The sequence below is a fragment of the Pontibacillus salipaludis genome (assembly GCF_014642405.1).
Taxonomy (GTDB): Bacteria; Bacillota; Bacilli; order Bacillales; family BH030062; genus Pontibacillus; species Pontibacillus salipaludis.
In genome coordinates this window covers 16,426-31,501 of sequence record NZ_BMIN01000007.1, presented here as the reverse complement: position 1 = coordinate 31,501, position 15,076 = coordinate 16,426, and the positions used below count along the sequence as shown (strand labels likewise).

17 protein-coding genes are annotated in these 15,076 nt (G+C 41.0%); 11 read left to right on the top strand and 6 right to left on the bottom strand.

Features of this window, described 5'->3' with window-relative positions:
* Nucleotides 1–10: 10 nt before the first annotated feature.
* On the bottom strand, nt 11–175 hold the full coding sequence (locus IEW76_RS09210; protein ID WP_188653103.1) for a hypothetical protein: 165 nt from the start codon (nt 173–175) through the stop codon (nt 11–13).
* Nucleotides 176–364: 189 nt separating this feature from the next.
* Here IEW76_RS09210 and IEW76_RS09205 point away from each other — a divergent pair, with 189 nt between their 5' ends.
* Complete coding sequence (locus tag IEW76_RS09205) at nt 365–1,021, top strand: peroxiredoxin (RefSeq protein ID WP_188653102.1); 657 nt, start codon at nt 365–367, stop codon at nt 1,019–1,021.
* 167 nt (nt 1,022–1,188) lie between these two features.
* Here the strand turns inward: IEW76_RS09205 and IEW76_RS09200 are convergent, their stop codons facing one another.
* Nucleotides 1,189–2,040 carry a LysR family transcriptional regulator gene (locus IEW76_RS09200; RefSeq protein ID WP_188653100.1) on the bottom strand — a complete coding sequence of 284 codons (852 nt, stop codon included), beginning with the start codon at nt 2,038–2,040 and terminating at the stop codon, nt 1,189–1,191.
* 116 nt (nt 2,041–2,156) lie between these two features.
* On the opposite strand from IEW76_RS09200, the gene IEW76_RS09195 reads away from it, so the two are divergent.
* The 7 genes from IEW76_RS09195 to IEW76_RS09165 all read left to right on the top strand — a co-directional run bounded on the left by IEW76_RS09195 (nt 2,157) and on the right by IEW76_RS09165 (nt 9,115).
* Nucleotides 2,157–2,921: a class I SAM-dependent methyltransferase gene (locus IEW76_RS09195; RefSeq protein WP_308422061.1), complete on the top strand. Its 765-nt coding sequence runs from the start codon at nt 2,157–2,159 to the stop codon at nt 2,919–2,921.
* A gap of 14 nt (nt 2,922–2,935) precedes the next feature.
* Nucleotides 2,936–4,117, top strand: coding sequence for an MFS transporter (locus tag IEW76_RS09190; RefSeq protein ID WP_188653096.1), 1,182 nt, complete (start codon nt 2,936–2,938; stop codon nt 4,115–4,117).
* A gap of 57 nt (nt 4,118–4,174) precedes the next feature.
* Nucleotides 4,175–4,786, top strand: a complete 612-nt coding sequence (locus tag IEW76_RS09185) for a trimeric intracellular cation channel family protein (protein WP_188653094.1) — start codon at nt 4,175–4,177, stop codon at nt 4,784–4,786.
* A 79-nt stretch (nt 4,787–4,865) separates the two neighbouring features.
* Complete coding sequence (ddlA, locus tag IEW76_RS09180) at nt 4,866–5,966, top strand: D-alanine--D-alanine ligase (protein ID WP_188653092.1); 1,101 nt, start codon at nt 4,866–4,868, stop codon at nt 5,964–5,966.
* A gap of 123 nt (nt 5,967–6,089) precedes the next feature.
* Nucleotides 6,090–6,293 (top strand): zinc ribbon domain-containing protein, encoded by a 204-nt coding sequence (locus IEW76_RS09175; protein WP_036781246.1) that lies wholly within the window; start codon nt 6,090–6,092, stop codon nt 6,291–6,293.
* Between the two features lie 607 nt (nt 6,294–6,900).
* Nucleotides 6,901–7,965: a hypothetical protein gene (locus tag IEW76_RS09170; protein ID WP_188653091.1), complete on the top strand. Its 1,065-nt coding sequence runs from the start codon at nt 6,901–6,903 to the stop codon at nt 7,963–7,965.
* 301 nt (nt 7,966–8,266) lie between these two features.
* Nucleotides 8,267–9,115 carry an SDR family oxidoreductase gene (locus IEW76_RS09165; RefSeq protein WP_188653089.1) on the top strand — a complete coding sequence of 283 codons (849 nt, stop codon included), beginning with the start codon at nt 8,267–8,269 and terminating at the stop codon, nt 9,113–9,115.
* Between the two features lie 39 nt (nt 9,116–9,154).
* Here IEW76_RS09165 and IEW76_RS09160 read toward each other — a convergent pair whose 3' ends face one another.
* The gene (locus IEW76_RS09160; RefSeq protein ID WP_188653087.1) at nt 9,155–10,132 is read right to left on the bottom strand and encodes a zinc-binding dehydrogenase; all 978 of its coding nucleotides are present in this window, start codon (nt 10,130–10,132) and stop codon (nt 9,155–9,157) included.
* A gap of 674 nt (nt 10,133–10,806) precedes the next feature.
* Nucleotides 10,807–12,048, bottom strand: coding sequence for a YeeE/YedE family protein (locus tag IEW76_RS09155; RefSeq protein ID WP_188653085.1), 1,242 nt, complete (start codon nt 12,046–12,048; stop codon nt 10,807–10,809).
* A 216-nt stretch (nt 12,049–12,264) separates the two neighbouring features.
* On the opposite strand from IEW76_RS09155, the gene IEW76_RS09150 reads away from it, so the two are divergent.
* The 3 genes from IEW76_RS09150 to pgmB all read left to right on the top strand — a co-directional run bounded on the left by IEW76_RS09150 (nt 12,265) and on the right by pgmB (nt 13,783).
* Complete coding sequence (locus tag IEW76_RS09150; protein WP_188653083.1) at nt 12,265–12,657, top strand: secondary thiamine-phosphate synthase enzyme YjbQ; 393 nt, start codon at nt 12,265–12,267, stop codon at nt 12,655–12,657.
* Nucleotides 12,658–12,764: 107 nt separating this feature from the next.
* The gene (locus tag IEW76_RS09145; protein ID WP_188653081.1) at nt 12,765–12,941 is read left to right on the top strand and encodes a hypothetical protein; all 177 of its coding nucleotides are present in this window, start codon (nt 12,765–12,767) and stop codon (nt 12,939–12,941) included.
* Nucleotides 12,942–13,114: 173 nt separating this feature from the next.
* Complete coding sequence (gene pgmB, locus IEW76_RS09140; protein WP_188653079.1) at nt 13,115–13,783, top strand: beta-phosphoglucomutase; 669 nt, start codon at nt 13,115–13,117, stop codon at nt 13,781–13,783.
* 44 nt (nt 13,784–13,827) lie between these two features.
* On the opposite strand, the gene IEW76_RS09135 is transcribed toward pgmB, so the two are convergent.
* Nucleotides 13,828–14,190: a response regulator gene (locus IEW76_RS09135; RefSeq protein WP_188653077.1), complete on the bottom strand. Its 363-nt coding sequence runs from the start codon at nt 14,188–14,190 to the stop codon at nt 13,828–13,830.
* A 210-nt stretch (nt 14,191–14,400) separates the two neighbouring features.
* A complete protein-coding gene (locus tag IEW76_RS09130; RefSeq protein WP_188653075.1) occupies nt 14,401–14,934 on the bottom strand; it encodes a ferritin-like domain-containing protein in 534 nt (177 codons plus the stop codon).
* Nucleotides 14,935–15,076: the final 142 nt, after the last annotated feature.

Below are 15,076 nucleotides of genomic sequence, written 5' to 3'. Positions count from 1 at the left end.
GTAAACCAATCTATTGTTCGTTACGATTCATCCGATTCGAAATAAACGACATCACCATAACGATGATAATCACCCCGATTAGATTTACCCACCATGGAGATTCAAAAGCTGATGTGAAAATCCCTAGTAAAAATGCTAGGGCGAGTGTCCAGAAAAAACGTGTAGTAGATTTCATATTGAAACGACCTTTCTCTTCGTTGTATAGGATTAGTGTAATAGAAATTACTCGTAAATGAAAGCTTATGACTGATTATGCTCATAGGTGTATGGGTATAATTGTTTATTTTTGGTGGAATAGGTTTAATGAGGCCTTGTTGAGGAATGAGTACAGTGGTTGTAATCATAGTAAAGGAGGTTTCCATGTATGGAACAAGAAAATCAAGAACAAACGTATACGATGCCAAGAATTGGCGATGAGGCGCCATCATTTCAGGCTGCTACGAGCCGGGGGAACCTGAGTCTTGAAGATTATAAAGGAAAATGGGTTGTTCTATTCTCTCACCCATCTGACTTTACTCCCGTATGTACAACAGAATTTGTAGCATTCCAAGAGATCTATCCAGAATTAAAAGAAATGAACACAGAATTGCTTGGCTTAAGTGTCGATAGCGTTCCCTCCCACATAGCATGGATTAGAAGTATCGAAGAAAACTTCAATACCACGATCGAGTTCCCGGTTATAGCTGATCTGGATAAGCAAGTTGCTATGAAATACGGCATGATTATGCCGGGGGAAAGCCAAGTGGAAACGAGCCGCGCTGTATTCGTCATTGATGATAAGCAAAAGATCCGATCTATTATTTATTATCCATTGACAACTGGGCGCAACATGCAAGAAATTCTTCGCCTTGTGAAAGCCCTGCAAACGACAGATGAGCATGGTGTTTCAACACCTGCTAACTGGACAGAAGGGGATAAAGCGGTCGTTTCACCACCGAAAACACAAGAAGAAGCAGCCAAACGATCTCAAGAAGAAGGCATAGAATACATTGATTGGTATATTTCAAAGACAGATCTGTAATGATTTGAGTCAGTGAACTACAATTTGTCTGGATTCAAACTATAGACAGTCGCATATTTCATTTAAAAAAGGCAGCATCCCTAGTATTGGGGTGCTGCCTTTTTGTTTAGTCATCAAACTCTAACTTTGAGTTTTGTTATAGAAAGTCTTCTTAGAACGGAAGGAGCTTATGTAAAATTTGATTCTTGAACAAGTTGGATGAACCGATCCACCTGAGGTAAAGTACGGACATTTTTTTGAAAACATAACCACGTTTCCCTGCTAAGAGGCTCGTTATCAAGTGTCAACGGGAGATGTGGATACTGATGAAGTTCTTCTGAAACGACACTTTTTGGTAGAACGGCCATCCCGAGTCCTTTCTTCATGAACTGTTTACACGTTTCAATTTGATCCACTTGGATGCTCTTAATTGGTTTAAAAGAGGGCTGAGACAAGAACCACTCATCCACTAGATTATGAAATGTTGAATCACTTTTGAATGCAATAAGAGGACGTTCTTTTCCAGATGCAAATGGCTTTGTGTCATACAGGTAAAGGGGGTCGCTTAATAAGTGAATGTTTTCTCCATCTTTCATCTCTTTGCCACGAATAAGGCGGACATGAAAGTTCTGATTAGGATTCCTAAGGTCTTCACTTAATCCTGTAACTAAATCAATTTTTACATCAGGATAAAGGGCGGTGTACGTTTCGAGTAAGCTCGGTAAAAATTGCTGACTCACAATAGATGAAGCTCCGATCGATAACGTCCCGGAAATCTGATCTCCATATGATTGAAGAAGGGTTTGAAGTTCAGTTTCTCTTTCCATTACTTTTTGTGCGTGTTCTACAACTTGCTCACCAACGGGTGTTAGCAATAGCTTCTTTGAAGTTCGTACAAATAAAGGGTGCTGAAAATAAGATTCTATATAGCGGAGACGTTGTGTGATGGCTGGTTGAGATACATATAAGTGCTTGGCAGCGCCTCGGACAGTCCCGATTGTGGATAGATGAACAATTAATTCATAATCTTCTAGCTTCATAGGTTCACCTCCTAGGATGATATAAGAAATCGTTATCACTTTTTATTATAACTTAGTATTATTCCTAATTCGATAAATTGAATATAGTAAAAGTATAGAACAAAGGGGGAATGATGATGGACACGAAACGAAATGTGCAAGAACAATTTGGGAAGTATGCAAACCGCTATGTTACCAGTACTACCCACGCGACAGGTGAAGATCTTCCCATGATGGTGGATTGGTTGCAGCCTCATAAGACAGATAAAGTTCTCGATATCGCGACAGGAGGAGGACATGTTGCCCGTACTTTAGCTCCATTGGTAAAAAGTGTAGTGATTAGCGACCTTACAAAGCCTATGCTACATGCTGCAGCGACTTATCTAAAAGCATATGAAAATGTTGATGCGGTCGTAGCAGATGCAGAAGAGTTACCTTTTTTGGATGAATCATTTGATAGTGTTATATGCCGGATTGCGGCCCACCATTTTCCTAACCCTGAACGATTTATTCAAGAAGTAGCTCGTGTGTTAAAGAAAGGAGGAGCTTTTGTTCTTATTGATAATGTTTCTTCTGAACACGATGAGATAGCGGACTTTTATAATAATTTTGAGAAGAAGAGGGACTGCAGTCACCAGCGTGCGCTTCCTATTTCAGAATGGAAGTCGCTTATGAAACATTCTCTTTTACAAATTCAAAAGCAGTCGTTAAGAAAGAAAACACTCCCTTTCAATGAATGGGTGAGTCGCATGATAGATGATGAGTATGAGAGAGAGGAAATTCATCAGATGATGGTTGGGGCAGATCAAGAGGTGAAAAAGTATTTTGAAATGAAAGTGGAAGAAAATAGACTTATGTCCTTTGCTATAGATGAGTGGATGGTGCTTTGTACTAAGGAGTAAAGGGAGGGGGAGGAATGGTAAAAGGCAAAATCTATCTATCTTATTTTGGAGCGGAATTTGGAAGAACCATGTATTTTGTCATTATTACGTGGTATTTATACCAGGCTACAGAGGATGCCTTTTACACTGGTCTTCTCGTCAGTTTAGGTTTCCTGCCTGGTTTGTTACTAAATATGGTATTTGGTGTCCTCGTTGACAGGTTTAATCGAAAATCTCTTATTATTTTGTCTTTATTCATATCCCTGATTGCTGTCCTTGTGCTAGGAGGAGCTGTTGCGAAAGAAGAGATAGCTGTGCCTCTGATCTTTATGATTCATATGATTTTACAAGCGATGGGGTCGTTGCTAAGACCTGCTATCCAGGCGTTTGTCGCGGAGTTGTTTTCTCAGGGAGAACTTCCTCGGGTTTATTCTCTTTCAGCTTCTTATGCGATTATAGGCAGTATGGCTGGAGCCGCTAGCGGTGGGATGGTAACCGGATGGATAGGGACAAGTGGCGCTCTTATGTGGAATGGTGTAGCGTATGGGATAGCTTTACTGGCCATTGGTACAGTTTCTGCAATAGGAGAAAAGAGAAAAACGTCTACTCAATCGGGATGGGAAGACTTTAAAGATGGGCTACTCTACCTTAAACAACACGCTCTTTTAAAAAGGTTATTTGTTATCATGTTTGTCGGTCAATTGGTCTTTCATTCCACGATTGCGTTCTTATCTGTTTATGCAAAAGACGTCCTTGGAGTTTCTGCCACTATTTACGGCTGGCTTGATGCTACCTTATCAATTGGAGGGGTTGTAGCTGGATTTGGAGGAGCCTTTATTTTAAGAAAACTTGGATCTTATGTAACGAGTATCTCTTTACTTGTAGTCGGAGCTGGTCTTTCTGTTCTAGCCTCGTCTTCGTATATGGTAGGAGCTTTTATTGGTGTGTTCGCCATTGGAATAGGAACAACGTGGATCCGAGTTTTGTTGCAAACCGTTCAACAGCTCGCAACCGAATCACAGTACCATGGTAGAATGGCGAGCTTCCGCATGTTTTTTAATCAAGGTTCTGTTGTCATCAGTGGTCCTTTGTTAGGGTGGGGAGCTGGAAGTTTCGGCGTTCCCTATGTGTTTTGGGCCTTGCTCATCCCTATTCTCTTTGTAACGATCTTTTCCACACTAAATGGTAACAGAGACAGCATAAAAAGTTTTTATTGAATTTTTATGCTGGTTTTTCTATGATTGAGGTACGTTTGTGGAAGGAGATTTAGGTGAATGGCTTGGGAGATTGTAAATGTAATCGCAGTTGCTGCGTTTGCCTTTAGTGGGGCGATTGTAGCACTAAGTGAGCGATATGATATTTTTGGTGTTTTCATTTTGGGCCTTGCACCGCCGTTCGTTGGTGGTATTGCTCGAAATTTATTTTTACAAATTGATGTTGTACATGTGTGGGAACAGGGTATGTTTCTATATGTGGCTCTTGGAACCATTGCAATCGTCTATTTCTTTCCAAAAAGCTGGGTCATGTTTTGGGACAGATGGAACGTCTACTTAGATGCTATTGGACTCTCTGCCTTCGCTGTTCAAGGTGCAATGTTTGCACTTGAAGCGAATCTTCCATTTGGTGCTGTTGTATTTTCAGCCATTATTACAGGTGTTGGTGGAGGAGTAGCGCGTGATGTATTAGCTCAAAGAAGACCAATGGTATTACATAAAGAGATTTATGCGGTCTGGGCCATGATGGCCGGTGTACTATTAGCGATTGGAATTATTGACTATGAGAGTACGTTCCAATTGTATGTGCTTTTTGGGGCGACTGCTATGTTCCGCTTGCTTTCTTATCATTTGAACTGGCATCTCATGTTCAGGGACCTATATAGGCTATAATAGAAAAGCGGTGTTACATATCCGATCATTTCAGGGAATAGAATAAACGTAAGAAATTCATAAAAAGGGAGCGATTTTGATGAGTGACAAACTAAACGTTGGGGTAATCTTCGGAGGGAAATCCTCTGAACATGAAGTATCCTTACAATCTGCAAAAAATATCGTTGATGCAATCGACAAAGATAAATATAATGTAACGCTTATCGGAATCGATAAAACCGGCCAATGGCATTTAAGTGAGCCAAGCCACTATTTATTGAATGAAGAAGACCCGGCAAATATTGCTTTGAATAAAACTAATGAAGGCATTGCTCTTGTACCAGGGCAAGATCATGATCAGCTAATCCGCACTTCAACGGTAGAGAGCCTTGGAGAACTAGACGTTGTATTTCCGATTGTACATGGTACGCTGGGTGAGGATGGAAGTATGCAAGGGATGCTTCGTCTTGCAAACATTCCTTATGTAGGACCTAATGTACTTAGTTCAGCGCTATGTATGGATAAGGATATAGCGAAGCGTCTGCTTCGTGATGCAGATATTAAAGTTGCAGACTGGGTTACGTTTAAACAACCGCAGCAGCCAGATATCTCTTTCGAAGCTGTAGAAGAGCGCTTAGGCTTACCGATGTTTGTAAAGCCTGCTAATCAAGGCTCATCTGTTGGTGTAAGTAGAGTACGTAATGAGAAAGAATTTTACGAAGCGATCGAAGAAGCTTTTCAATATGACACGAAATTAATTATTGAAGAAGCTGTCAATGGTCGGGAGATCGAAGTTGCCGTGTTAGGTAATGATCATCCAAAAGCCTCTGTTCCGGGTGAGATCCTCCCACAAGGAGATGACTTCTACTCTTATGAGACGAAGTACATTAGTGAGAGTGGAGCACTGTTAGAATTACCTGCAAAACTTGATGACCATACAACGGAGAGAGTACGCGAAGCGGCTGTCGATGCGTTTCAGGCTCTAGAGTGTGAAGGGTTAGCACGTGTTGATTTCTTCTTGAAGGAGAATGGTTCACTTGTCGTTAACGAAGTGAATACATTACCAGGTTTCACAAAAATCAGTATGTATCCTAAACTTTGGGACTTAAGCGGTATTCCTTATCCTGAACTTATTAACCAACTGCTTCAGCTTGCAATGGATCGCCATCATCGCGATAGTAATTTAAAGAGTTCAATTTAATGAATTAGCCTTGAGGGATCCTTCCTTAAGGCTTTTTCTATTAAAATATCTAAAAGATGAAACCAACGAAGGATGTAATCGTACATACAAGTAGATTAAACTAAAATGAAGGAGTGCAGCTATATGAGTGATAAAGGTTGTATTAAATGTGGAAGTACAGATGCAGGGAAGAAAGAAGTAGCCATGACAGGAGCTGGACTTGCGAAGATGTTTGATGTTCAAAATAATAAATTCTTAGTCGTTTACTGCAAGAACTGTGGTTACTCTGAATTTTATAATAAAGAAGCTTCAGCAGGTGGAAACATACTAGACTTCTTCTTCGGATAAAGAAACGAGGCGATGATCTCGCCTCGCTATTTTTATTTTGGCTCTGTTAAAGTTTGCTGTTGCTATTCTTTAAAATAAGCTTGTTCAAGAATAGGGCAGAATTGTTGAAGACTCGAAACTGAGAGAATGTTTCCGTTTGCGTTATTTGAGAGTAAGGCGGTTCGGGAAATCACTCGCTTTCCGCGGCCCCACACGACGTGGGGTCGTTCGACGTTGTCACAGGACGTGACGGTCTTAGTCGAACTTCCTCTTTTACTAATGAGGCTCCTACTGCCGCAGGAGTCTCGTAATTTCCCGAACCACCTCTGCCATATATGGAGTAACGGAAGCATGCCATATAAAGTTGCTCTCCACCCCCAATCTCTCTCAAGCTGCAGGGCCGTTCGTATAAACATAGCCAGGGGTGTATGGGGAACGGGGAGACTCCTGCGGGAGAAAGAGGTCGACGAGACCCCACAGAGAGCGCTAGCGAACGAGGAGGCTCGACAGCTCGCCCGCGGAAAGCGAGTCGTTCCCCATACACCCCAACCACTCGACAAGTGTAACGGACCCATCTTCACAAATGTGTCTCAGCTTCGAGTGTTCCAAATAAGGGGGCTTATGTGGAATGAAATCAACACTAAGCATTAACAGAGCCTTTATTTTAAGACCAGGTAAAGGGAGAATGAAAATGAAATATATATGGGCAACAAGCCTAGCCTTAATGATGATTTTAGCTGGGTGTACATCTGACGCTAACCAAGAAACAGAGACAAAAGATAGTGATTCAAAAGAAGTGGAGCAAGAAGAAACACAAGAAGATAACAACAAGGAAGCCGACAAAGATTCGGAAAAAGACAAAGAAGAACCGAAAGAGAAAGCAGATGATGATGCTTCAAAAGACAGTGAGGAAGCTGACAAAGAAATTTCAGAAGATAAAATAGATGATACAAAGCAGGAGAAAAACCAGGATAACGGATCATCGGGCACTGATGAAGATAAACAGACGGATCAAGCCAAAGATGAGCCCGACCAAAAACAAGTGCCTGCAGACTTAACATCACAAGAAGCAAAAGCTGTTGTCAATGAATATAAACAAGTATTCTTCGACGTCATTAAAAATACAGACGATAACTTAATGATCAAAGATTATTCCTCTCTTCAGGAGATTGAGGAAGAGTTTAAGACGGCGATGTCACAATCACTGACTGATGAATTCATGTCGTACTACATACGGCAAGAAAATGGGAAGCTTTATGTGGTCCCTTCAAGCGCCCCAAGTTTCTTAAACCCGGATCAGCCAGTATCGATTGAGCGTGTTAATGATACGACCTCTCATGTAATCCAGAATCAATCAGATGAGATGGAAGGGAATAGCAAAGTGAACTATATTGTGGTTCATGACGGAACTCAATGGGTCGTGGATGATATTCAAACCACTTATATTCAAGAAGACTCAGCCGAGGCAAAACAGGTAGCTGAGGAACAAGCTATTCAAGCAGTAAGAAACCATTTAGGTATCAAATCTAGTGATGATCGTGTTAAAGTGCAAATTGACCATGAAGAAAGCGGTAAATATCTTGTTCACGTATACGAACTCGTAAAACAGGACGGGACCTCACATACCGCGACTATGGGATGGTATTACGTAGATAAGAAGACAGGTAAAGTTACAGACATGATGAATCCATAAATGAGAGAAAAAGAGGTTGGTAGAACAACCTCTTTTTCTATATCTGCTGAATAAAAGAGTAGTATTCTTGATACTAGTAGCTGAGTTTGTGTGTCTGTTATTGTAAAGTGTGCTTGAGCAGGCTTGGGGACAACTCGCTTTCCTGCGGGGAGCTGGGGAGCCTATCCAGTTCCGGCATGGAGGACCTAGCGAGATAAGACAGCTTTTTTCAAAGGCTAATCGCCTTTTCCAAAAAGCTGTCTTATCCGTACGGTCCTAGGCACCACGCCTGCACATTAAATAGTAGAAAGGAATGGTGATTATGGTTCAATCAAAGGTGGCTGTTGTAACTGGAGCTTCTGGTGGATTTGGTTCTTTGACGGTTGTCAATTTAGCTAAGCAGGGATACGTTGTGCTTGCGGCAATGAGGGATGTTAGCAAGGTGTCAGTTTTTGAACCATTTCAAAATGAAAAGTGGTATAAACAGATTATTCCTGTGCCTTTGGATGTAACGAAAGAAGAATCGATCCGAGACTTTCAATATTACATAGAGAAAATAGGGCGCTGTGATGTTCTTGTTAACAATGCGGGATTCGCTCTTGGTGGTTTTAGTGAAGAAATTCAAATGAGCGAATACCGAGACCAGTTTGAGACGAATGTATTTGGTGTTATGGGAGTCACTCAAACGGTGTTGCCTCTTATGAGACAGCAAAGGTTTGGGAAAGTCATTAATGTAAGCAGCATTAGTGGACTGTTTGGTTTCCCTGGTTTGTCTCCCTATGTTTCATCTAAGTACGCACTAGAAGGGTATAGTGAAAGTTTGCGTCTTGAGGTGAAGCCGTTTGGTATCGATGTGGCTTTGGTTGAGCCCGGGTCTTATCGGACGAACATTTGGTCTTCAGGTAGAGTGGTAACTGAGCAGTCCCTGAAGAAAGATTCACCTTATTTTGATTACATGGAACGCATTGAGCAAGAATTAAAAAACGGGGAAGATTCACTTGGTGACCCTCAAGAGGTAGCTGATCTCATATCACAGTTAGCCGATAGGAAGATGATTAGAAATCTGCGTTATCCAGTCGGTAAAGGTGTTAAAGGAATGGTGAAGGCTAAGACTATTTTACCGTGGAGCGCATTAGAGAAATTGATCTTAAAAAAATTAAAAAGAATATAAGAAAGGCCAGTCTCTTCTAAAGAGACTGGCCTTTTGCGATTAAATAGATGCGACAATCTTTCCTGTTACGTGACGCTTTGATAGATCATTTAGTGCTTGTGGGACATCTTCAAGCGGGACAGCTTTCTCAAGTAATGTTGAAATCGATCCTTCTTCAATAAGTTGGAACATTTCTTGACCCATTAAGGCGAGGTCTTGTTGCTCTTCAATGTTGTCGACTAAGTGAGCTCCGCCAAGTGCAATTTGGTGGAACGAGAATGATTTCGTGAAATCAAGTGCACTTGTAATGTCAGGAGGCCCTGCGATAAAGGCAATCTGACCGTTGAAACGTAGGGTGTCAAGTGAACGTGTTGCGTTATCACGACCTACGGTATCAAGAACAGCATGAACGCCTTTCCCTTGAGTAAGTTCAAGAGTTTTCTTTACAAAGTCTTCTTGCTTATAATCAATAGCGTAATCTGCACCGAGTGATTGTACAAATTCATGATTAGAGGCAGAAGCAGTTGTGATAACTGTTAATCCGGCTTGTTTAGCCAGTTGAATGGCAAAGCCACCAACACCACCAGCGCCAGCATGAATTAAAATTGTTTGCCCTGGTTGTACATGCATTTTACGCATGAGTGCCTGATAAGCTGTATAACCCGCACACGGTACAGCAGCTCCATCTTCAAACGAAATGGACTCAGGAAGATGACTGACTGTATGGGCTGGGGTAACGGTGTATTCTGCAAATGTACCTTTTTTCGACATATTACCGTGATACACTACACGATCTCCCTTTTGAATTGTAGTCACACCTTCGCCAACTTCTTCTACGATTCCGGCCGCATCAACACCTAGAATGTGAGGGTATTCCCATGCTGAAAGTCCATTCGTTGCCGTTTTATAATCAACTGGGTTTAAGCCAGCAGCTTTATTGCGAACAAGTATTTCTCCTTTTTGAGGAGTAGGGGTTTCTATATCTTCAACCTTCATGTTTTGCCACTGATTTTTTCCTTCTAACAAAAGAGCTTTCATGTACAGAACCTCCATTAATTATCATTTTGTCCATTATTATCTCATTAATCTAATGTGCGATAAAGTACGCACTTATAGGTGCCTAAGGTACTTGGAAGTATCCTACCCCTATTTATTAATCTCGAATCTTTAACAAAAGGCTCTGTTAATGTTTAGTGTTGTTCCATATAAGCCGCTTTATATGGAAGGATTGAAGTTGAGACAGAGATGTTTTGCGACGGATGGAGAGAGGTTTCCGTCAGCTTGAATAGAGAGTAAGGTGGGCCTGGAAATCACTCGCTTTCCGCGGGCGAGCTGTCGAGCCTCCTCGGGAAAACCACCCTGCGGGGTCTCGGCTACCTCTTTCTCCCGCAGGAGTCTCGCAATTTCCAGGCCCACCTTTGCCAAATGGGGAGAGACGGAAACGCCCCAAATTTGTGAGGTAGGGGGCTCAAGAGCAACTATAATAAGCTGGTCCGTTCACCTAATTAGCGTCAGGGCAGGCTTGGGGACTGCGAGACTCCCGCGGGGTAAGGAGCCTAGGGGAGACCCCGGAAAGCGCGTAGCGATTGAGGAGGCTTCCCAGCTCCCCGCAGGAAAGCGAGTGGTCCCCAAGCCTGCCCTAGCACTTATAATCGTAACGGTCACACACACAATAGAGTGAGCTAAATCGCCCATGATTTAGCTCACTCTCTTTAACACATAGAATCTTTAGGATTTGGGTTCTTCAATCCAAATAGTGGTCTAATAAATAATGCTAGGAAGGTCCCAGCAAGGGCCATAATCATCCATACCCAACCATGAAGGCTCATAGAAGCAATGCCTCCAAAGTAAGCACCGATATTACAGCCAAAAGCAAGTCGTGCACCATATCCCATCATAACGCCACCTACTAAGGAAGCGAAGAAAATACCGGGTTTGAAGCGTTGTGGTTTAAATGAACCTTGAGCAGCTGCTGCGATGAACGCTCCGATGATAATGCCAAAGTTCATAACACTTGTAGAATCTAGAAAGACGCTATTAGTGAGTTGATCTGTTTTACCAGACCAATAGCCCCAACTACTTACATCTACTCCAATTGCCATAAGGGCTTTTGAACCCCAAAGAGCAAAGGCTGATGTAATACCCCATGGGTTACCACGGACAGAAAGGGTAATGGCATTTAAAATTGCTAATACAACGGCTGCTACAAGTAAAGGCCATGAACCTCGCACAAGTTTCTTCCATCCCTTTACGGTTGGGAGTGGTTTCATTTGCGGTGGGTTTTTCTTACGAGCATAGCGTACAGTCAGTCCGTAAATTCCTGCAAAAAGGACAATTTGGAACAACCAGCCTCCAAAATAACCAAAACCGGTTGATTCAGCTAATGATATAGCGGGGAGCCCAGGCATTGCTTCGCTTGTCCACCAAGGAAGGTGATACGCGCCAAGTACTGAACCAGCAATAAATCCTATTAACGTAACAAATAAGGAAGCTTTTCCGCCTCCGACATTATAAAGTGTACCAGAAGCACAGCCATTTCCAAGTTGCATCCCGATACCAAATAGGAAAGACCCGAAGACAACGCTCATCCCAACAGGAAAGACATATCCTGATGGCGTAACTCCAGTGAAGCTGAATCCTGTAGCCAAGATAATGGCAAATAAGGTTGTTGCAACTGCAAGCATGACCATATGCGCTTGCAGCCCCTGAACATTCCCGACTGATGTTAATCGTCTAAAAGCTGACGTAAATCCAAAACGGGCATGTAATAACGTCAGTCCAAGGGCCATCCCAACAACATAAAGAACACCCTGCGCCCATCCTCCGATCGATACAGAAGTTATGAATAGAATTATAGAAACAAGAAGTCCTAGCGTCACAAGTGGCTTTTGAACTGGGTTTAGTGTAGAAGTCACGGTTGTGAAAGGACGACTCTTAGCTGTCATTGTTTCCATTTTGCGATACACCTCAATTCTCATCTATTTACTATGAATTAAATCCTTTTCGTATAATAATATGAATGAATGTGTTTGTAAATCATGAAAACTTATAGCCTTCCTTGCATTTAAGGGTGAAATAAAATCCTGAGAAATTCTATCGGAAGTCACGAAAAAACTTCGAGGTTTCTTTTTGGGAATAACGGTTACATAAAGAATAAGGAGTGATAATGGATGAAGACATTTACAGTAAGAACGACTGAACATGATCAGATGGTTGATATAACAAACGAACTAAACAACTATGTAAAAGCATCTGGAGTAAAAGAAGGAGTACTTGTCGTTTCTTCTTTACATACAACAGCAGGGATTACAGTGAACGAAAATGCAGATCCAGATGTGAAGACTGATTTTCTTAGAAGGTTAGATGAAGTGTACCCTTGGGAACATCCGGAAGACCTTCATGGGGAAGGCAATACAGCTTCGCATTTAAAAACAAGTACAGTTGGCTCTTCTGAAATAATGATCATATCAGATGGAGAGTTAGTCCTTGGTACTTGGCAAGGAGTGTATTTTTGCGAGTTCGATGGACCAAGACAGCGTAAGTTCGTGGCGAAACTATTGTGATGCTTTAGTGGTGAAGTTATCTGAGGATGTGGAAAGGCTAAATTAAAGGTTTTATCCTTTTATATAAGGGGCATTTAATATAAAAAGGATGTGGAGGAGGGTTATGTATGAAAGAAATGTTCAGAGTTGGATTATGTTTTATGTTCCTATCTGTAATGATTCTATTCCCCTTCAAAAAGACCGTCCTGAGCGCTGTAGATCTTATAGACCTTACAAAGGAAACAGCTGTACATGATGAATCTACTACTATTGCAATAGAAGACCTACTTAAGTATTTGCCCTGAAACAATGCAATTGTGCTGAATTTTAAGGTAACTTAAACGATATAACTGATTACATTTTATTGAACATGAGCCATGTGTGAGTAATAAGCATGGCTCATGTTCTTCTTGCGTTTTTATCAAAGTTACTGTACGCTACTTCAAGATTAGTTATTGGCAGTAAAGGAGTTTCATATATGACATTTAAAGCAGTAATCTTTGACTTGGATGGTGTGATTGTGAACACGGTCCCCCTTTATCATAAGGCGACACTACCCATTGCTGAAAAGCTCGACATTTCATTTACAGAAGAGGATAACCTTCTTTACCAAGGAAGACCTCGAATGGAGTTAATTCAAATGTTAGCAGAACGTTCTGATCAGTCTTTTACGAATGAAGAGATGGTTGAGCTTGGTGAATGGAGAAATAGAAATTATCAACAATTAATTGCTCAATTGACAGAAGATGACTTGATGCCTGGTATGAAAGATTTCATTCAGGAATTAGCAAATGATAGAACTCCCATGGCTTTAGCGTCAGCAAGTTCAAATGCAGAATTTGTACTTCATCAATTAGGTTTAACTTCATACTTTGATGTCATTATGGATCCGAAGTCCTTAAGGAATGGAAAGCCAGACCCTGAAATATTTGTTACAGCAGCCGATCGGTTAGGGATAGCGCATAAAGATTGCGTGGCTATTGAAGATGGAGAAGCCGGACTCAAGGCAATTCTTTCAACCCAAATGTTTTCTATTGGAGTGGGAACATCTTCTTACTTAAGTGCAGCCGATTGGACAATCAGGCAGACATCGTATCTAACTTTAGAGAGAGTGCGAGCTCAATTCAGACAAAGACAAAACAATTAATCTTTCTTTATTCAAACAAAAGAGCTTGGAATTCCAAGCTCTTTTTATACAGAAGAGATTACGTTGTCTAGAACAGGTTTTAAGGATTTAAATTGAGGTTTCACAATATAATCTTTAGCTCCAAGGTAGAGCGATTGTTTAATGTGATACTGTTGTCCGATAGATGAACACATTATAATGGAGCTCTTTGGTTCTATTTCTAACATCTTACGTAAACAGCTCATCCCACAGTAATAGGGGATAATGATATCTAAAATCGTTACATCCGGTTTATGTAATCGGAATAATTCGATAGCTTCAAGTCCATCAGCAGCCTCGGCAATAACATGATAGTTAGAGTTAGTAAGCTGGTCCTTTAAAAAAGACCGGGTAAGCTTCGAATCATCAACTAACATGACACTATACATGTAAACATCCTCCATCATTAAATCAAATAGTTAATAGAGCATAAGACCTATGCTTTTCCTGATATAACTATACCATGAATTCGACAAAATGTGACAAAAAATGATTATTCTTCTATATCCCTTTTCTAATAAGTTTTATAGGAAAGAACAGACTTAATAGACATTTGGAATAAAAAGAGGACAAACTTTATTACAAGTTTGTCCTCAACGTTATTGCTGCTGAGAGAGCCCAAAGTTAAAAGCTACGAGATGTTTCTTTGAAGCGTCTCGTAAATTAGTAAAAACCTTCGTAGCATTTGGAGGTAAGTTCTTAATTTCTAAAAAACGGTTATACATAGCGATGTTATCGATTTCAGCTTGTACGGCTTGTTGAAGGGCTACTTTAATAGAGGCTGGCATAACGGTATATTGTTTTGCTTGATTTTCTGGGATACTCAAGTTTGCTTTAGTATAAAGGCGCTTGAGTGCTTCGATGTGTTTCTTTTCTGCCTCTTGAATTTTTGGGAAGGGGAAGACTTGCCCATATTTCTGAATGACTTTAGTGTATCTCTCTTGGGCTAAGTATTCGTCTTCTATGGCATATTCTAGTGCTTTTTCGTAAGTTAAACGAGGATCTTTTAATGCTCCTTTAGCTCCATAATCCTCAGGGATCGTTTGAGCATTTATCCAAGAACTAGCTAGGAATAGAATAAAGCTAAACACAATTAAGCCTATTCTGAACCGACGTGATAATAGAAATTTCATTTCTCCACTCCTTCGTTCATCATTTGGTATTAGGGTGTTCTAAAAGAATGAAATCATACTTAAATAGCCAACTGACTTGTTTAAATTAACTAAAAATCAGGAACACTACCTAAGAAGCAAATGATGAAGGGAGTCCTTGGAA